The following is an 18,424-nucleotide window of genomic DNA, read 5'->3' on the forward strand; positions in this document are numbered from 1 at the left end:
AACTCTGGACATGCGCCATTTTTCTTCTCCTGCTTATTATAAAGCAGGGGGGATGTGACTTGGAATATAGGGGAATTGATGTTTCTTCCTGGCAGGGAGTAATCGACTGGAAAAAAGTGGCTGATCATGGAACTGAATTTGCAATTATACGCATCACGGAAGTCGGAAATGCTATAGACCGTTATTTTGAACGAAATTATGCCGGATGCATGGAATACAGAATTCCAACAGGTGTATATAAATTTTCTTATGCATTGTCAATCGATGAAGTACGAAGAGAAGCAGAAAAGGTAATTGAAGTTTTAAAGGGGCGGAAATTACAGTTCCCAGTATTTCTTGATCTGGAATACAGCAATCAGCGTAGACTGGGAACAGAAATGATCGCACGTCTGGCAGAAGCATTTCGAAGGATCATTGTAGATGCCGGATATCGGTTTGGAATCTATTGTAATCTGGATTGGTATCGTAATGTGATCAGTGAAGAACTCAAAAAATATGATTTCTGGATCGCACGATATCCGGTGGATGATAATGGTACATTAATTGAGAGATACCGGCCAGATATAGGCGTAGGATGGCAGTATACCAGCAAAGGACGCATTCCGGGAATAGAAGGATATGTAGACAGAGATGTTTTTTACAAAAACTATGTAGCAGAAGAACCTTCTGATAAAGAAAAGCTGAGTAAAGAACCCAAATTTGTAGGGAAAGTTACAGCGTCTGCGTTGAATGTACGTACCGGAGCCGGAACGGAATATCCGAATCTAAGAGAATATCCACTGTTGAAAAGAGATAATCTTATAGATGTATGTGATACACGTGAGGCTATCGATGGAACAAAGTGGTATTATGTGCGAATTGCCGGAAAATATTTTGGGTTTGTGGCGGCGAGATATATAGAAAGACAATAAAAAAAGAATGCAGGAGATGGGACTTGAACCCACACGATCTTGCGACCACAGGCACCTGAAGCCTGCGCGTCTGCCAATTCCGCCACTCCTGCATTTCACTATAAATCAGTCAGTCTCGTTGACTGCCTAATTATCATACCTCATAGAAAAAGAAATGTCAACATAGAATTTGAAATTTTTTAAATTATATTTTCAACTTAGACAATTTACCAAAACAAAGTTTTTTAGAACAACTTAATTATTTTTAGCACTTTAACCTGTTGAAAAAAGGAAACGCTTATGATACAATCTTGAAGATTTAGATAAAAACAGAAAGGGAGATTATATGAAAGCATTTCTGATATTAGAAGATGGCCATGTGTTCAAAGGAACCAGTATTGGTTCAACAAGAGAAGTCATTAGTGAGATCGTTTTTAACACATCCATGACCGGATATCTCGAAGTAATGACTGACCCATCGTATGCAGGACAGGCTGTCTGCATGACTTATCCTTTGATTGGAAATTACGGAATCTGTTATGAGGACCAGGAATCCAGGAAACCTTGGATCGATGGTTTTATTGTTCGTGAATTATCCCGTATCCCAAGTAACTTCAGAAGCGTGGATACGATTCAGCATTTTCTTGAAAAGCATGATATACCTGGTATTGCCGGTATTGATACTCGTGCTCTCACAAAAATTCTTCGTGAAAAAGGTACCATGAATGGTATGATCACAGTCAACGAAAATTATGATTTAGATGAAATAATCCCCCGTTTAAAAGCATATACAACTGGAAAAGTAGTTGAAAAAGTTACATGCAGTGAGAAGGAAGTACTGAAAGGAAACGGACCGAAGGTTGCTCTTATGGATTTTGGTGCAAAACGCAATATTGCACGTTCTCTGAATGAAAGAGGCTGTCAGGTAACGATTTATCCGGCACTTACATCTGCTGAAGAAATCCTTGCAGACCATCCGGATGGAATCATGCTCAGCAACGGACCTGGAGACCCGAAGGAATGCACTACTATTATAGAAGAAATTCGCAAACTTTATGCGTCAGATGTACCAATTTTTGCAATCTGCCTCGGACATCAGCTGATGGCACTTGCCACAGGCGGTGATACACATAAAATGAAATACGGACACAGAGGAGGCAATCATCCGGTTAAGGATCTTGCAACAGGACGTGTTTATATTTCATCTCAGAACCATGGATACGTGGTTGATGCGGAAGCCCTTGAGAAAAAAGGTATTGCAAAACCTGCATTTGTCAATGTAAACGATGGTACAAACGAAGGAATGGCTTATGAAGGCAAAAACATCTTCACGGTACAGTTCCATCCGGAAGCCTGCCCTGGACCGCAGGACTCCAGCTACCTGTTTGACAGATTTATGGAAATGATGGGAGGAACAGATCATGCCGAGAAATAAAGATATACATAAAGTTCTTGTAATTGGATCCGGTCCGATTATCATCGGCCAGGCAGCAGAGTTTGACTACGCTGGTACACAGGCATGCCGTTCTCTGAAAGAAGAAGGCATGGAAGTTGTTCTTCTGAACTCCAACCCTGCTACGATCATGACAGACAAAGACATTGCAGATAAAGTTTATATTGAGCCTCTTACTGTAGAGGTTGTAGAGCAGCTGATCCTTAAAGAAAAACCGGACAGCGTACTGCCGACACTGGGTGGCCAGGCAGGTCTGAACCTTGCAATGGAACTGGAAGAAAAAGGTTTTCTCAAAGAACATAATGTGCGTCTGATCGGTACCACAGCAGAGACGATCAAGAAGGCTGAAGACCGTCAGGAATTCAAAGACACCATGGAAAAAATCGGTGAGCCGGTTGCTGCTTCTAAAGTCGTAACAACAGTAGAAGATGGTGTGGCTTTTACTAAAAAGATAGGATATCCGGTCGTTCTCCGTCCGGCTTACACACTTGGTGGAAGTGGCGGTGGTATCGCTAATAACGAATACGAACTGAGAGAAATCCTCGAGAATGGTCTCAGACTTTCCCGTGTAGGAGAAGTTCTTGTAGAACGTTGTATCACGGGATGGAAAGAAATCGAATACGAAGTAATGCGTGACAGTGCAGGAAACTGTATTACTGTCTGCAACATGGAAAACATTGACCCGGTTGGTGTACATACAGGTGACTCTATCGTAGTTGCTCCGTCTCAGACACTGGGTGACAAAGAATATCAGATGCTTCGTACATCAGCACTGAATATCATCACAGAACTTGGTATCACAGGTGGATGTAACGTACAGTATGCACTGCATCCGGAAAGCTTCGAATACTGTGTTATCGAGGTAAATCCTCGTGTAAGCCGTTCTTCTGCACTGGCAAGTAAAGCTACCGGTTATCCGATTGCCAAAGTTGCAGCGAAGATTGCGCTTGGATATACACTGGATGAAATCCCGAATGCCATTACAGGAAAAACATATGCAAGTTTCGAACCAATGCTTGACTATTGTGTAGTTAAAATTCCGAGACTTCCATTTGATAAATTCATCACTGCCAAGAGAACACTGACTACTCAGATGAAAGCTACCGGTGAGGTTATGAGTATCTGCCATAATTTCGAAGGTGCACTTATGAAAGCTATCCGTTCTCTGGAGCAGCATGTAGACAGCCTGATGTCCTATGACTTCACAGGCCTGGATGAGGATGAACTGATTGAAGAACTGGCAGTTGTAGATGACCGTCGTATCTGGAAGATTGCGGAGGCAATCCGAAGAGATATTTCCAAAGAATATATCCACAGAATCACTAAGATCGACAGATGGTTTATTGACAAAATTGCAATTCTGGTAGAGATGGAACAGGCTCTGAAGACACAGCCGCTTACAGAAGAACTTCTTCTTGAAGCAAAACGCATGGAATTCCCGGATTATGTGATCGCAAATCTTTGCGGAAGAACAGAAGCAGATATCAAAGCTCTTCGTCAGGGTTATAAGATCACAGCAGCTTACAAGATGGTAGACACCTGTGCAGCTGAGTTTGCTGCCGCAACACCATATTACTATTCTGTGTATGGCGGCCCGGATACAGAAAATGAAGCAGTTGCTGCCCATGATAAGAAAAAAGTTCTTGTTCTTGGTTCTGGACCGATCCGTATCGGACAGGGTATCGAATTTGACTTCTGTTCTGTACATTGTACATGGGCATTCAAAAAAGAAGGCTATGAGACAATTATTGTAAACAATAACCCGGAAACTGTCAGCACAGACTTTGATATTGCAGATAAGCTGTATTTCGAGCCATTGACACCGGAAGATGTGGAGAACATCGTAAATATTGAAAAACCGGACGGAGCAGTTGTGCAGTTCGGTGGACAGACTGCCATCAAGCTTACAGAAGCACTGATGAAGATGGGAGTCAAGATCCTTGGAACATCTGCAGAAGATGTTGATGCTGCAGAGGACCGTGAGCTCTTTGATGAGATCCTTGAAAAATGTGAGATCCCGAGACCGAAGGGACAGACTGTATTCACAGCAGAGGAAGCTAAAAAGGCTGCCAACGAGTTAGGATATCCGGTACTTGTTCGTCCTTCCTATGTTCTTGGTGGACAGGGCATGCGTATTGCAGTCAGTGACGAGGATGTAGAGGAATATATCGGAATCATCAATCAGATTGCACAGGAACATCCGATTCTGGTTGACAAATACCTGATGGGTAAAGAAATCGAAGTCGATGCAGTTTGTGATGGAGAGGATATCCTGATTCCTGGTATCATGGAGCATATTGAACGTGCTGGTATCCATTCCGGAGACAGTATTTCCGTATATCCGGCACAGACGATCAGCCAGAGAGCAAAAGATACAATTGCTGAGTATACACGTCGTCTTGCAAAAGCACTTCATGTAGTTGGTATGATCAATATTCAGTTTATTGTATGTGGCGAAGAAGTATATGTTATCGAAGTAAATCCGCGTTCCAGCCGTACAGTACCATACATCAGTAAGGTAACCGGAATCCCGATCGTACCGTTAGCAACGAAAGTGATCCTTGGATACAAACTCAAAGATATGGGATATACGCCAGGGCTTCAGCCGGAAGCAAAACATATCGCGATCAAGATGCCGGTATTCTCCTTCGAGAAGATCCGTGGCGCTGATATCAGCCTTGGACCAGAGATGAAGTCCACAGGTGAATGTCTTGGTATTGCAGAGAACTTCAACGAAGCTCTGTACAAAGCATTTATCGGAGCCGGAATCAAACTTCCGAAGTATAAGAACATGATCATCACTGTCAAAGATGAAGATCAGCAGGAAGTTGTTCCGATCGCAAGGCGTTTTGAGGCACTTGGATACCGTATCTATGCAACAAGAGGCACAGCAAGAGTCCTCAAAGAAAATGGAATCAAGGCAATCCGTACTAACAAACTGGAACAGCCGGCGCCGAACCTTATGGACCTTATTCTGGGACATAAGATCGATGTTGTTATTGATACACCTCCACAGGGTGTGGAACATCAGAAAGACGGTTTCGTGATTCGTCGAAATGCGATTGAGACAGGCGTTAATGTCCTTACCAGTCTGGACACCGCAGAGGCACTTGTAACCAGTCTTGAGAATACAGACCTTCACAATCTGACACTGATCGATATTGCAACGATCGCAAGCAGATAATCGAATAAAAATGATTTACTGACCGGAGAAGCCGCAGAAGTTTCTCCGGTCTTGTATGTTGCAGAAAAGAAAAGTTAACCAAAACTTAAACTTTGAATTAAAATGTATGGAAAGGTTTACGAACCACCGAAACTGTAATATACTGATACATGAAAAATAAAACAGAGAGGAAAAAAAACATGAGTGTTTTGGAGTTTATAAAAGTTGTGATCCTCGGCATCGTAGAGGGTATTACTGAGTGGCTTCCAATCAGCAGTACCGGTCATATGATCCTTGTAGATGAGTTTATCAAGATGGATATGACCACAGAATTTAAGGATTTTTTTCTGGTAGTCATTCAGCTGGGGGCAATCCTTGCGGTTGTTGTCCTGTATTGGAGTAAGCTGTGGCCATTTTACATACGACAGATACCCAAGAAGAAAAAAGCACAGATTGCACGTAAGAATCCGTTTTCTCGCATTGTGCTGACTTTTGTGGAGAAGTTCTGTGATAAGGACAAATGGATCCTGTGGTTTAAGATCCTGGTAGCATGTATTCCAACGATCGTGATCGCACTTCCGTTCAATGATTATATTGAAGAGAAATTTAATAACTATGTAGTGGTTGCAATTGCCCTGATCGTGTATGGTGTGATTTTTATCATTATAGAAAATTACAATAAACGAAGAAAACCAATCTGTACATCTCTTGAAGATCTGAGTTTTACCACGGCATTCAAGATTGGTATTTTTCAGGTATTATCTGTTATTCCGGGAACATCCCGTTCCGGTTCCACGATTATTGGAGGTATCCTTGTTGGTACTTCAAGAACGGTTGCAGCAGAATTTACCTTTTTTCTGGCAATTCCGGTTATGTTCGGAGCGAGTCTGCTGAAACTGGTAAAATTCGGCTTCACATTCACTCCGGCAGAGGTTCTTACACTGGTCACCGGTGTTGTGGTTGCATTTTTTGTTTCTATTATCGCCATCAAATTCCTGATGGGATATATTAAGAAACATGATTTCAAGGCTTTTGGCTGGTATCGTATCGTACTTGGTGTTCTTGTGCTGGGCTATTTTGTAGGAAAAAATTTCCTTGGATAATTGAATATAGAAATGAATCAAATTCTGACCAGGCTGCTGTAAAATATTGTTATGGCAGCCTGATTTAGTTGCTGTTCACTCCGTTCACAGCACTTGGCCAAAATGCATTTTAAATCACCTACGGTGATGGCATTTTGACCTGTATGTCTCGGGATTTTGTCATATATATGACAAAACACCTCGCGGAATATTGACTTATGAACACTGATTTGACTTTTGGGAACATACATGGGATAATAAAAAGAACTATAGAAAATAAAAAATGAAATAGAACGGTCTTCAGACCGGAGAGGATGGTAAATAATGAAAGCAAAACATATAATGCTCGTACTTGGCATGACAATGATACTTACCTTTACAGGATGTGGTTCTTCAAAACCGGTTGTTGAAGTGACACCGACTCCGGCAGCAACACCGACACCGACAGAAGTTCCGGTAACAGTAACACCGGTACCGACATCCACACCGGCTCCGAAAGTGATTGGAGTTAAGACTTCTCAGGCGAAATATATTTATATGACCAATGGTCTGCAGGATGATCTGAGAGAAATCTATCTGATGACATCCGGCGGAGATGACTGGGGCAAGAACCTGATTCCGGCAGAAGCTTCTGTAAAAGCATCTGAACAGGTACAGATGTTCTATACTCCGGATGACACAGCTGTTTCTTCAGACAGTACAGATGAATCAACAGATACAACAACTACAACTGTATATGATATGAAGATCGTTACTGCAAAAGGAGATGTTTACCAGATTTACAGCATTGATCTCAGTGATATGGAAAAAGCATCTCTTGCTTATGATGAAGAAAGCTCCACAGCATATCTTACATACACAAGTCTTGCAGACAAGTCTGAAAAAGATACAAAGGGCAACTCACAGCAGACAGCATCCTCTGATGAATCCGATGACAGTGATACAGAAACTTACAGTAGTGATGACAGTAGCGATGACAGTAGTTATGACAGTGGCTCTTCGGACAGTAGTAGCTATGACAACAGCAGTGATGACAGCAGTGACGACAGCAGTGATGACAGTAGTTCTTCGGATAACGGTAGTTATGATGATGGCAGCGGCTATGATGACAGTGACGACTATGATGACGGAAGCGATGATTATGTTGATGAGGGAAATGATTCAGATTCCTATGACAGTGGCAGTGATGACTGGAACTACTAAAATATTTTGAGGTTCTATAAAAAATTTCTATTGCAAATTGCAGCTGTTAAATTGATTTGAATTTTTATTACAGTTAAAATATTAGCATGAATATTGAACAACATTTGAGAGAAAAGAAGGGAGATATATTCATGAAGAAAAAAATATTAACTGTAATATTGGCTGGCGTTATGGTAGCAGGAATGAGTGCAGGAAGTGTACAGGCTGCAACAACAGAGGATGCAAGTGGTGATCTGTATGTATTTATTGCAGCAAGCCTTGCAAATGTAATGGATGAGATCCAGAAAGATTTTAATGAAGAGTATCCGGATGTTAATATTCTTTTCAATGCAGACAGTTCAGGTACATTACAGACACAGATCGAAGAAGGTTCCAGATGTGATATCTTCTTTTCAGCAGCAACCAAACAGATGGATGCGCTGGTAGGTGAGGAACTGGCCAAGAAAGACTCTGTGGTAGATCTCCTGGAGAACAAAGTTGTTCTGATCAAACCAAAGGATGGCGAAACAAAAGTTACAGGTTTCGAAAATATCACAGATGCGAAGAACATTGCGCTTGCGGGCGAGGATGTACCGGTTGGACAGTATTCCCGTGAAATCTTCAAAAACCTTGGCATCGAAGACGATGTTAACAAGATGGAGATCAATGAAGGCAAGAATGTAACAGATGTGCTTGCATCTGTCAGCGAGGGAAGTAACGAAATCGGTATCGTTTATGCAACAGATGCTGCATCCGTTGCAGACAAAGTAGATGTTATCGCAGAAGCTCCGGAAGGTTCTCTGGAAACACCGGTTCTTTATCCGGTGGGACTTACTGTAGACGCAGAGGCATCTGACGAAGAAGCAGCTGCTGCAGATGCGTTTCTTGAGTACCTGCAGACGGATGATGCCATGAAAGTATTTGAAGAGTATGGGTTTGCCGCATATAAAGCAGATGATAAGAAAGAAGAAACTGCAGAAGATGCAAAGGAAGACAAAACCGAAGAAACAGATACTGCAGAAGAAGCTAAATAATTATCGATTACATATAAAAGGGGCGGCATATATGTCAGCCCCTTTTTGTACATACAAAAGGAAAGAAAAGAATGGAATTTTTACAGGAAATAAACTGGAGTCCATTGTGGATTTCTTTAAAGACCGGAGCAGTGGCTACGACAATTGCCTTTTTTCTGGGAATTTTCTGTGCACGTAAGATTATGAAGATGAAGCCGGTATCGAGAGCAATATGGGATGGAATCCTGACTATGCCACTGGTGCTTCCGCCGACAGTTGCTGGTTTCTTTTTGCTGTTGATCTTCAGTCTCAGGAGACCTTTCGGAAAATTTCTCATGGAGAATTTTGATTTTAAAGTGATACAGACATGGAAAGGCTGCGTGATCGCTGCTGCAGTGATTGCATTTCCACTGATGTACCGAAATGCAAGGGCTGCTTTTGAACAGGTGGATGTGAATCTGATCTATGCAGGACAGACACTGGGAATGAGTGATCGCAGAATTTTCTGGAAAGTGATCGTTCCGGCGGCTGCGCCGGGAATTGCATCCGGAACTGTTCTGGCATTTGCAAGAGCAATTGGTGAGTATGGAGCGACTTCCATGCTTGCAGGAAACATTCTTGGTAAGACTCGTACAGTGTCCGTTGCAATTGCAGCAGAAACTTCGGCTGGAAATTATGATATAGCCGGGTTCTGGGTTGTGGTAATCGTAGTGATCTCGTTTGTGATCGTGGCACTGATCAATATTGTCTCAGGGCGGGGCATGAAGAGTAGAAGGTGGATCTGATGGCAATACAGGTAAATATAGAAAAGAATTTTAAAGGCTTTTCTCTCAAGTCAGTGTTTGAGAGCAATACATCAGCAACTGGAATCCTCGGTGCATCTGGAAGTGGAAAGAGTATGACACTTCGTTGTATCGCAGGAATTGAGACGCCGGACAGAGGCAAAATCGTAATCAAAGGAAGAACAGTTTTTGACTCAGAAAAGAAAATCAATCTGAAGCCGCAGGAGCGTCGGATTGGGTACCTGTTTCAGAATTATGCATTGTTTCCGACAATGACAGTAAAAGATAATATTCTGTGCGGTTATCGTGGTGAGAAGGGACAGAGAGAAGAAAAAGCCAGAGATTTTATGAAAAGATATCAGTTGGAGGGACTGGAAAACCGTTATCCATCACAACTTTCCGGTGGACAGCAGCAGAGAGTTGCTCTGGCAAGAATGATGATCGGTGAGCCGGAAGCAATCCTTCTGGATGAACCTTTTTCTGCACTGGATGGATATTTGAAGGATGTATTGCAAAAAGATATGCAGGAATTTCTAAAACAGTATCAGGGAGATATGCTGATGGTCACACATAGTCGAGATGAGGCCTTCAGATTTTGCAATGAGCTGATGCTTCTAAAAGATGGCAAGACACTGATATTTGGTGATACAAGAAAATTATTTGAACAGCCACAGCTTCTGGAAGCAGCAAGACTGACCGGCTGCAAAAACAGTTCGAGAATTGAACGTATGGGAGAATATCAGGTATTTGCTCTGGACTGGGGAATATCTCTTCGTACAGAGCAGAAGGTGGAACTGGATATGACACATATCGCAATCCGCGGTCACTGGATTCGTCCGTCAGAGAAGGCGGGAGAAAACTGCCTGGTATTTGAAGCGGCAGAGTATGTGGAGACAACCTTTGAACATCAGTATCTGGTGAAAAGTCCGGGAATGGAAGACGGGGCAGTTCTCTGGTGGATGCGTCCGAAAAAAAGTTTTACGGACGAGCATGATAAGAACCTGCCGAAATATCTCTATCTTCCACCTGAACACCTGATGCTCCTGAAATAAAAACGACTCCCCCTCAGGTTCTGTTCTGATATCGCAGATACCGGGACACAAGCATGGCAAGCTTAAAGGTCATAGCATCTTCGAAGGTACGGAGATCAAGTCCAAACCGTTTCTGTATCTTTTCAAAACGATACACAAGCGTATTCCTATGCACATACAACTGTCTGGATGTCTCCGACAGATTCAGATTATTCTCAAAGAAAGTACGGATGATCGCCAGTGTCTCTCCGTCGATGGAATCCAGTGATTCATCTCCGAAAATTTCCTGGATGAACATTTCACAGATGGAAACCGGAAGCTGGTAGAGCAGTCGTCCAATACCGAGAGTGCGATATCCGAAGACATTGCGTTCGGCATAGAAAATTTTACCAATCTCAAGAGCGGTGCGGGCTTCTTTGTATGCATTGGAAAGATCTTTCAGGTCATTTGCCGTGTTGCTGTAAGCAACCCAGGCCTGTGTCATGGCTTCTGTGCCCAGCATATCTACAAGCATATGTGCAATATTTTCCAGATCGTCATATGTTTCTGTAGATGTCAGTTCACGGACGACGATAATGCCACGATTATCGATAGAAGTGATGAAATCATGCGTGCGTGCAGAAAATATATTTTTGATGGTAGCCAAGGCGTGTTCATCCTTGGACTGACGGGTTTCAACGAGAAAGACAGCTCTCCTTGCACTGGAAGAAATATGAAGTTTGCGTGCCCGGTTAAAGGCTTCTACATCTGTATAATCTCCAAGGAGCAGTTTCTGCATAAAGGCATTTTTGTCATTTTTTTCGGCATAACTTTCCAGGATACTCTCAATCTGGCAGACAGCCAGTTCGCCAATCGTGGAAACAGAATCTTCGCTTCCCCACACAATGAGAAGAAGCTGTTCATTTTTTTCTGTTATTTTGTAGAGACAGCAGGTGGCATTTGACAGACAAAGAGCAGTGCTGTTTCGGAATTCTTCCAGTTTGGATTCTGCTGGAAGGCGGCGGTCACAGGTGGTGACCAAAATGGAATTATCTTCCTGAAGAAGACAGAAATCGAAATGACTGATGCGTTTCCAGTCATCCATATATTTTTGTAGTGTTCTCTGTACTGACATTGAACCATCCTTTCTGAAAATAGTTTTCTGAAAAAAAGACCCGGGGTAAATTGCCCCGGGTCTGATATTCTGATTGAATCTTAGTTTGTGATAACCAGTTCTGTATCTTTGTCAAAGAAATGAGTTTTTTCCATATTGAAATCGAATTTAACCGGATCACCTGTTTTTGCTTTTGTGCCTGGATCAACACGAGCTGTGATCTGAGTTCCGTTTACATCGAAGTACAGGAATACTTCTGCACCAAGAAGCTCGTATACTTTAACAGTAGAAGACATGGAACCGTCAGCTCTGTCTGCAACATCTTCCGGACGGATACCCATAACAACTGTTTTTCCTACATAGCCGCCATCTTTAAGAGCTTTTGCTTTAGCAGCCGGGATAACCAGTTCGTCTTTGCCGATTACTGCAACGATATCGGAGCCTTTTTCTTTGATTTCAGCATCCAGGAAGTTCATCTGCGGAGATCCCATAAATCCTGCTACGAACAGGTTGCCTGGTTTCTGATACAGGTTCTGAGGTGTATCTACCTGCTGAACAACACCGTCTTTCATAACAACGATTCTGGTACCAAGAGTCATAGCCTCTGTCTGGTCATGTGTTACATAGATGATTGTAGCACCCAGTCTCTGATGGATCTTGGAAATCTCGATACGCATCTGTACACGAAGTTTTGCATCCAGGTTGGAAAGCGGCTCATCCATAAGGAATACTTTAGGGTTACGAACGATAGCACGTCCCATAGCAACACGCTGTCTCTGTCCACCGGAAAGAGCCTTCGGTTTACGATCAAGAAGTTTTTCCAGGTCAAGGATTCTTGCAGCTTCACGAACTGCTTTATCGATTTCATCTTTCGGGACTTTACGAAGTTTCAGTCCGAATGCCATGTTATCATATACGGTCATATGAGGATACAGAGCGTAGTTCTGGAATACCATTGCGATATCACGGTCTTTTGGCTCTACATCGTTCATAACTTTATCGCCAATCTTTAAGGTACCGCTGGTGATTTCTTCCAGTCCGGCTATCATACGAAGTGTAGTAGATTTACCACATCCGGAAGGTCCTACGAAAATGATGAATTCTTTGTCTTCAATCTCAAGGTTAAAATCTTTAACGGCTTCAAAACCGTTTGGATATGTCTTATTAATGTGCTGTAAAGATAAACTTGCCATTATTTTTCCCTCCAAAATATTATGTAAGTTTTTTGCTCTTGTTTTGAACTGTTATCAGTATACTGAATTTGCAGTCAGGAATAAAGAGAAGAACCATACAAAGATTTCGGAGGTTTCTTGACAGATTGACGAAAAGCCGGGGAAGCTTTGTCAAATTGTCAAATACGGCGCTCGTTTATGAACATACCCTGCAGAGGTTTTGCGTTAAACTGATACTGGAACCATTTACATTTACACAGGAACAGGTAGTAAATATTGAGTCCACAATCATGAAGCGTTTCGTAGTTGCCCTGTCCTTTGGCAATGATCAGATCAGCAGATTCAAGTGCCTCACGGGCTTCGCTGCTGATATGGGGAAGCCAGGTGCCGCCGACTTCGTTTCCATTTCCGATTACGGTGGTCAGTTCGGTAAGCCCTATATCCTGTGCATCTTCCATTGTCGCATCATTGATTACAGGAAAACCTCTGACGATCACGGTGATATCTAGTTCCGGACAGAGTTCTTTAAGAAGTATGATAACCAGTTTGTCAAGAACGATTTCTCCGCAGTTATCAGTCAGATAGACAAGGCGGGAGGCAGCGCTTAAGTCCTTTCGAAAATGCAGGTATTCCTGCGCATTAAGAGGTTCTTTGTTGTCTTCTTTGAGAAGAGACAGAACTGTATCGGAATTTACATTTGACAGAGCTGCAAAATCAATATAGTTGCCAATACGGGCATAAAGAAGTGCAGTTTCCAGCGGATCTTCAGAATTCCGGATGGTCTCTTCAAGAGAAGCTTCCATATCCAGCATAAGCTGATTGTATTCTTTTTTGACAGAAGTGTAGTCTTCCACAGGCTGTTCCCAGAAATCACGGAACATTTTTTTTAATTCGACAGAAACGCTGGGGGCACAGTCTTCTTCTGCAATATTTGCCATACGGTCCATGACTTTCTTCATATATTCTACCTTTTTGTCCATGTCCTGAAAGGGACGGATATTCTGTTCCTGTTTGCCGACAGCACAGCACATACAGAATGGATTGAATTTCATGCTGTTACCTCCTAAAATTATGATTTGATACAGGTAGTTTCTATTATAAAGCTTTTGTCGAAACATGGCAAGATTGACGGAGAATGACAGATATGTTTAACCTGAATGAGGCGCGATGGTACAGGGCACTTATGCGAATGTGCGTCATCATATAGAGGTATTCACCTGCGAGATGGCACTGGATGATATAGATCAATAGAGGCAACGGTTTACCAGGGATATTACGAGAAGATTAGGCATTGATTTTCTGCAATATCGTTTCCAGTAAATCTCCCTGGAGATAAAAGGTTGTCTCAAAATGAAGATACGATAAGGATACCTTATCCCACAACAATAAGATTTTTGCAGGGAATTCCTCATCAGCGTCCCAGAACTGGAACAGGACAGAGAAATCTCCCATAACAGGCATTTCAAAAGTCAGATCAGCCCCGGCCAGTTGTTTCTGTAATTTCCCTCCCAGACAGAGGCAGGCCTGGCTGACGGCATTTACTTTGCCGGAGAATGCTGCTTCATATTTAGGGGTAAACACATCTCCGGACGGACTGCTGCCGGTGGGAATAAATCTGGTTACAGGCTGCCACTGTCCTGTAAGTGGAGGCAGCGTTTTATCTTCTGAGTAGCAGAGCAGGTCGTAGATCGTCATAACAATTGTATATTCTTTGCAGATTTTCCAGATGCCTTCGGCCATATATTCGATGGAACCATCTGAGCGGCTGATCCGATATTCTGTTCCGATATAATTCAGGTACAGGTATGCGTGGTCATTTTTTAATTTATATTTCTTTATCAGCATATCCTGATCATATTTCAAAAACAAATCTCTTCCGATATATATCTGTTTTTCGTAATTGTCTGTAAGATTTTTTTCCATATAAGTACCCCTTTGTCTGAGTAATATTATTTTTGAAATTTTTATGGTAAATGGCGGGCTGTAATTCCTTTCAGAAAATTATAACAAATTATGAATGCCTTCACAATCTTCTATTTTCTGCATACTCTAACAGAAGAAGTCTGTAAAGGAGAATCTGCATGAAAAATAAAAAATGGATCTCACTGGCGGCAGCAGTTGTTCTGGCGGTGACTGCACTGCCAATGGGAGTATTTGCTGCGAAGAAAGACAGCACGGAAGAGAAGCTTACAAAGGTTACACTGAATGAAGTGGCACATTCAATCTTTTATGCACCACAGTATGTGGCAATCGAAGAGGGATATTTTAAAGATGAGGGGCTGGATCTGACACTTGTGACCGGTTTTGGAGCGGATAAGACAATGACTGCCGTAATATCCGGTGAGGCAGATATCGGATTTATGGGAGCGGAAGCATCTGTCTATGCCTATCAGGAGGGGGCTACGGATGCTGTTGTAAACTTTGCCCAGCTGACTCAGCGAGCCGGGAATTTTCTTGTAGCAAGAGAAGAAATGCCGGATTTTAAATGGGAAGATCTGAAAGATAAGAAAGTTCTTGGCGGGCGTAAAGGTGGCATGCCGGAAATGGTTTTTGAATATATTCTCCGTAAAAACGGACTGGATCCGCAGAAAGATCTGACGATTGACCAGAGCATTGATTTTGGTTATACAGCGGCGGCTTTTACAGGCGATACTTCCGCAGATTTTACGGTAGAGTTTGAACCGTCTGCGACTGCTCTGGAAAAAGAAGGAGCCGGATATGTTGTTGCTTCACTTGGCGTAGATTCCGGTTATGTTCCATATACTTCCTATAGTGCAAAGACCAGCTACATGGAAAAAAATCCGGAAATCATCCAGAAATTTACAAATGCTCTTCAGAAAGGAATGGAATACGTCCAGAGTCATACGCCGGAAGAGATTGCAGAAGTCATTGCTCCGCAGTTTGCAGAAACTGACCTCGATACAGTCACGGCTATTGTAAAGCGTTACTATGACCAGGACACCTGGAAATCTAATCTTATCTTTGAAAAAGAAAGCTTCGAACTTCTGGAAGACATTCTGGAAGATTCTGGTGAACTGAGTGAACGTGTATCCTATGAAAATCTTATAACAACAAAATATGCCCAGGAGGCAGCTGAAAAATAGTAAGTTAAATTTTACGCATCATTTTGTAGTAAACCGGGATCAGCAGGGCGCAGGCTCCGATCCAGGCGAGAGGGCTGGCAATGCAGACGGAAGTGTATCCGATCATACCGGAAAGTCCTACGGTAGCAGTAATACGCATAACAAGTTCTATCATGCAGGCTGCAAATGGTGCACGTCCGTTCTGCATACTCTGGATGGAAGTACGATAAACGGCAAGAAGACCGAGGATAAAGTAAAACGGTGCAACGATAGTCAGATACATATCGGAATAATGGTAAATTTCCTTTGTCGGATTGGACAGGAACATCTGCACGATCGGGTGGCGAAGAAGCAGGATACCAATACACATGATCAGATTAAAAGTTTCTGTCTGGATCAGACAAGCCCGTACACCCTGACGGATCCGTTCTCTTTTGCCTGCACCGAAATTCTGGGCAACATAATTGGAAATTGCAGTCATCATAGCATTATTTACAAGCACCGAAAGCTGATCGGCTTTGGAAGCTGCTGTATATCCGGCAACAGCAGCAGTACCAAGAGAATTCACAACTGTCTGCATGGCAAGCTGCCCGATGCACATGACAGACATCTGAAATCCCATAGGAAAGCCTGTTTTCAGATGCAGGCTGATGGTTCCGCTGATGTCATGAAAATCTTCGCGGCGTAAATGCAGTACCGGGAAGTTTTTCAGGCCGACGAGCAGACTGAACAGGGCAGAAAGAAACTGAGAAAGAATCGTAGCCCAGGCAGCACCGGCAACACCCATATGGAATGGTACAATAAACAGGATATCCAGAAAGATATTCAAAACAGAAGAAAACACCAGAAAATAAAGCGGTGTTTTACTGTCGCCCAGCGCACGAAGCATATTGGAGATCATATTATAAAAAACAGTTGCGCCCGTTCCGAGAAGAACGACAAACATGTAATCGTAAGCTTCGCCGGAAATATCCTCCGGAATCTGCATCCACCTGAGAATCTGGTGAGCCAGCAGGCAGCAGATCAGAGTCAGGACTATGGTAAAAATAATACTGAGCAGTGTGGATACAGCAACACTTTTGCGCATGCCTTTTTCGTCCTTTGCACCACACCGTTGGCCAAGGCAGATACCGAATCCACCGGTAAAACCATTGATAAAGCAAAAGACAAAATAGATAATGATACTGGTGGCACCGACTGCTGCAAGGGAATCAGCACCAAGCGTTTTGCCGACGATCACAGAGTCAGCAAGTGTATAAAAAAGCTGAAAAAGATTTCCGAGAATAACCGGAATTGCAAATTTTAACAGTGACCAGAATGGATTTCCGACAGTGAGATCCATTTCTTTTGATTTCGGTCTGGACATAAGAACATCCTCCTTAGAATTATTGCGTGTTTTTTACTGCACGCCCAATTATAGAGAAACTGATAGTAAAATGCGATTCTGGTATTGCTGTTTATGATACAGATATTGACCAGATCAGCAAATTTATTTATGATAATAAAGAACATTTTTTGACATGAAAGCAGATAAAAACTGGAGAGGGTAAAATGGCAAAAAGAACAATCCTGGTAGACAGTGCAAGAAGAGAACTTGAAAAGCATGGAACAGAAACTTTTCCGATGACAGTGAACCACGATGATCTCTGGTCATTTGAGGGCAAAAATGTGCCGATTCACTGGCATAATGATCTCGAAATCAACCTTATAAGGGAAGGAGAGGCCGTCTTTCAGGTATACCAGAAAAGCTACAGGGTCAGAACGGGAGAGGGATTTCTGCTGAATCGAAATGTACCGCACAGCTGCAGTTCACCTGGAAATGAACATGTACGTTACAGTACGATACTTGTAAGACCAGACTTTCTGTATGGCGATTTTGGAAGTGATGTTGAGCGAAAATGTTTTCAACCATTTCTGCAAAATTCAGCGATACCCTGTATTTATTTGACTGGATTTGATGAAAATGGAAAAGAAATTCTGCAGAAATTAAACCAGGTAGAAGAAGCTTTTGACCGGAAACGATTCTGCTATGAATTAAAGATCAAGGGACTTCTGTGTGAAGCATTTGCTATGATCCTTTATGGGCACAGACAGGAATTGACGAAATTCGTCCCGGCAAATCTGCAGGAACTGGAACGTCTGGAAAAAATGCTGAATTATCTTAATATGCATTTTACAGAAGTAATTTCTCTTCAGGACCTGGCAGATCAGGTGCATTTGTCAAGAGAAGTCTGCTGCCGCCTTTTCAAAAAAATGACAGGCAAAACTATCACCGGATATCTGGAAGAATACCGTGTCAACAAAAGCTTTTCGCTGGTGCAGAGTGGACAGTATTCTATGACACAGATCACAGAAATGGTGGGATTCAGTAATCCAAGCCGTTTTGCCAGTGCATTTCGTAAGCGATTTGGATGCAATCCGGGAGAATATAATTCTGTGAAACATTGATAGATTCAAAGGGGATTCCAAAGGAAATCTCA

General features: G+C 42.5%; 15 protein-coding genes and 1 tRNA gene. 10 read left to right on the forward strand and 6 right to left on the reverse strand.

What is annotated here, in order from left to right:
* Positions 1-59: 59 nt before the first annotated feature.
* Positions 60-911 carry a GH25 family lysozyme gene (locus LI112_RS04455; protein ID WP_227190293.1) on the forward strand — a complete coding sequence of 284 codons (852 nt, stop codon included), beginning with the start codon at positions 60-62 and terminating at the stop codon, positions 909-911.
* Between the two features lie 8 nt (positions 912-919).
* Here LI112_RS04455 and LI112_RS04460 read toward each other — a convergent pair.
* Positions 920-1,003, reverse strand: a tRNA-Leu gene (locus LI112_RS04460).
* Between the two features lie 233 nt (positions 1,004-1,236).
* On the opposite strand from LI112_RS04460, the gene LI112_RS04465 reads away from it, so the two are divergent.
* The 7 genes from LI112_RS04465 to LI112_RS04495 all read left to right on the forward strand — a co-directional run bounded on the left by LI112_RS04465 (position 1,237) and on the right by LI112_RS04495 (position 10,617).
* The gene (locus LI112_RS04465; RefSeq protein WP_005422125.1) at positions 1,237-2,325 is read left to right on the forward strand and encodes a carbamoyl phosphate synthase small subunit; all 1,089 of its coding nucleotides are present in this window, start codon (positions 1,237-1,239) and stop codon (positions 2,323-2,325) included.
* Positions 2,312-5,527: a carbamoyl-phosphate synthase large subunit gene (carB, locus tag LI112_RS04470; RefSeq protein WP_227190294.1), complete on the forward strand. Its 3,216-nt coding sequence runs from the start codon at positions 2,312-2,314 to the stop codon at positions 5,525-5,527. The genes LI112_RS04465 and carB overlap by 14 nt, the downstream gene beginning before the upstream one ends.
* Before the next feature lie 179 nt (positions 5,528-5,706).
* Positions 5,707-6,609, forward strand: a complete 903-nt coding sequence (locus LI112_RS04475) for an undecaprenyl-diphosphate phosphatase (protein WP_227190295.1) — start codon at positions 5,707-5,709, stop codon at positions 6,607-6,609.
* A 303-nt stretch (positions 6,610-6,912) separates the two neighbouring features.
* On the forward strand, positions 6,913-7,791 hold the full coding sequence (locus LI112_RS04480) for a hypothetical protein (RefSeq protein WP_227190296.1): 879 nt from the start codon (positions 6,913-6,915) through the stop codon (positions 7,789-7,791).
* Positions 7,792-7,922: 131 nt separating this feature from the next.
* Complete coding sequence (modA, locus tag LI112_RS04485) at positions 7,923-8,804, forward strand: molybdate ABC transporter substrate-binding protein (protein ID WP_227190297.1); 882 nt, start codon at positions 7,923-7,925, stop codon at positions 8,802-8,804.
* A gap of 71 nt (positions 8,805-8,875) precedes the next feature.
* On the forward strand, positions 8,876-9,568 hold the full coding sequence (gene modB / locus LI112_RS04490; protein ID WP_227190298.1) for a molybdate ABC transporter permease subunit: 693 nt from the start codon (positions 8,876-8,878) through the stop codon (positions 9,566-9,568).
* Entirely contained in the window at positions 9,568-10,617 is a 1,050-nt protein-coding gene (locus tag LI112_RS04495) for a sulfate/molybdate ABC transporter ATP-binding protein (RefSeq protein WP_195967012.1), read from the forward strand. The genes modB and LI112_RS04495 overlap by 1 nt, the downstream gene beginning before the upstream one ends.
* 13 nt (positions 10,618-10,630) lie before the next feature.
* Here LI112_RS04495 and LI112_RS04500 read toward each other — a convergent pair whose 3' ends face one another.
* The 4 genes from LI112_RS04500 to LI112_RS04515 all read right to left on the reverse strand — a co-directional run bounded on the left by LI112_RS04500 (position 10,631) and on the right by LI112_RS04515 (position 14,784).
* Entirely contained in the window at positions 10,631-11,710 is a 1,080-nt protein-coding gene (locus tag LI112_RS04500) for a CdaR family transcriptional regulator (protein WP_005422117.1), read from the reverse strand.
* 80 nt (positions 11,711-11,790) lie between these two features.
* Positions 11,791-12,882: an ABC transporter ATP-binding protein gene (locus tag LI112_RS04505; RefSeq protein WP_227190299.1), complete on the reverse strand. Its 1,092-nt coding sequence runs from the start codon at positions 12,880-12,882 to the stop codon at positions 11,791-11,793.
* A gap of 158 nt (positions 12,883-13,040) precedes the next feature.
* A complete protein-coding gene (locus LI112_RS04510; protein WP_044924766.1) occupies positions 13,041-13,913 on the reverse strand; it encodes a DUF89 domain-containing protein in 873 nt (290 codons plus the stop codon).
* Between the two features lie 232 nt (positions 13,914-14,145).
* Positions 14,146-14,784 carry a DUF3786 domain-containing protein gene (locus LI112_RS04515; protein WP_118393168.1) on the reverse strand — a complete coding sequence of 213 codons (639 nt, stop codon included), beginning with the start codon at positions 14,782-14,784 and terminating at the stop codon, positions 14,146-14,148.
* 158 nt (positions 14,785-14,942) lie between these two features.
* Between LI112_RS04515 and LI112_RS04520 the strand changes: the two genes are divergently transcribed.
* Positions 14,943-15,965: an ABC transporter substrate-binding protein gene (locus LI112_RS04520; protein ID WP_117591977.1), complete on the forward strand. Its 1,023-nt coding sequence runs from the start codon at positions 14,943-14,945 to the stop codon at positions 15,963-15,965.
* A gap of 4 nt (positions 15,966-15,969) precedes the next feature.
* Here the strand turns inward: LI112_RS04520 and LI112_RS04525 are convergent, their stop codons facing one another.
* Entirely contained in the window at positions 15,970-17,310 is a 1,341-nt protein-coding gene (locus LI112_RS04525; RefSeq protein WP_118051107.1) for an MATE family efflux transporter, read from the reverse strand.
* Between the two features lie 185 nt (positions 17,311-17,495).
* Between LI112_RS04525 and LI112_RS04530 the strand changes: the two genes are divergently transcribed.
* Positions 17,496-18,392: an AraC family transcriptional regulator gene (locus tag LI112_RS04530; protein ID WP_055066560.1), complete on the forward strand. Its 897-nt coding sequence runs from the start codon at positions 17,496-17,498 to the stop codon at positions 18,390-18,392.
* The last annotated feature ends 32 nt before the right edge of the window (positions 18,393-18,424 follow it).

This window comes from Blautia sp. 210820-DFI.6.14 (genome assembly GCF_020558815.1).
Taxonomy (GTDB): domain Bacteria; phylum Bacillota; class Clostridia; order Lachnospirales; family Lachnospiraceae; genus Blautia_A; species Blautia_A obeum.

Excerpts from the sequence above, each read along its gene's own strand:
- LI112_RS04480 (WP_227190296.1), top strand. The coding sequence starts at position 6,913 with ATGAAAGCAAAACATATAATGCTCGTACTTGGCATGACAATGATACTT.
- LI112_RS04475 (WP_227190295.1), top strand. The coding sequence starts at position 5,707 with ATGAGTGTTTTGGAGTTTATAAAAGTTGTGATCCTCGGCATCGTAGAG.
- LI112_RS04505 (WP_227190299.1), bottom strand. The coding sequence starts at position 12,882 with ATGGCAAGTTTATCTTTACAGCACATTAATAAGACATATCCAAACGGT.
- LI112_RS04520 (WP_117591977.1), top strand. The coding sequence starts at position 14,943 with ATGAAAAATAAAAAATGGATCTCACTGGCGGCAGCAGTTGTTCTGGCG.
- LI112_RS04515 (WP_118393168.1), bottom strand. The coding sequence starts at position 14,784 with ATGGAAAAAAATCTTACAGACAATTACGAAAAACAGATATATATCGGA.
- LI112_RS04495 (WP_195967012.1), top strand. The coding sequence starts at position 9,568 with ATGGCAATACAGGTAAATATAGAAAAGAATTTTAAAGGCTTTTCTCTC.
- modA (WP_227190297.1), top strand. The coding sequence starts at position 7,923 with ATGAAGAAAAAAATATTAACTGTAATATTGGCTGGCGTTATGGTAGCA.
- carB (WP_227190294.1), top strand. The coding sequence starts at position 2,312 with ATGCCGAGAAATAAAGATATACATAAAGTTCTTGTAATTGGATCCGGT.
- LI112_RS04525 (WP_118051107.1), bottom strand. The coding sequence starts at position 17,310 with ATGTCCAGACCGAAATCAAAAGAAATGGATCTCACTGTCGGAAATCCA.
- LI112_RS04530 (WP_055066560.1), top strand. The coding sequence starts at position 17,496 with ATGGCAAAAAGAACAATCCTGGTAGACAGTGCAAGAAGAGAACTTGAA.
- LI112_RS04500 (WP_005422117.1), bottom strand. The coding sequence starts at position 11,710 with ATGTCAGTACAGAGAACACTACAAAAATATATGGATGACTGGAAACGC.
- LI112_RS04510 (WP_044924766.1), bottom strand. The coding sequence starts at position 13,913 with ATGAAATTCAATCCATTCTGTATGTGCTGTGCTGTCGGCAAACAGGAA.
- modB (WP_227190298.1), top strand. The coding sequence starts at position 8,876 with ATGGAATTTTTACAGGAAATAAACTGGAGTCCATTGTGGATTTCTTTA.
- LI112_RS04465 (WP_005422125.1), top strand. The coding sequence starts at position 1,237 with ATGAAAGCATTTCTGATATTAGAAGATGGCCATGTGTTCAAAGGAACC.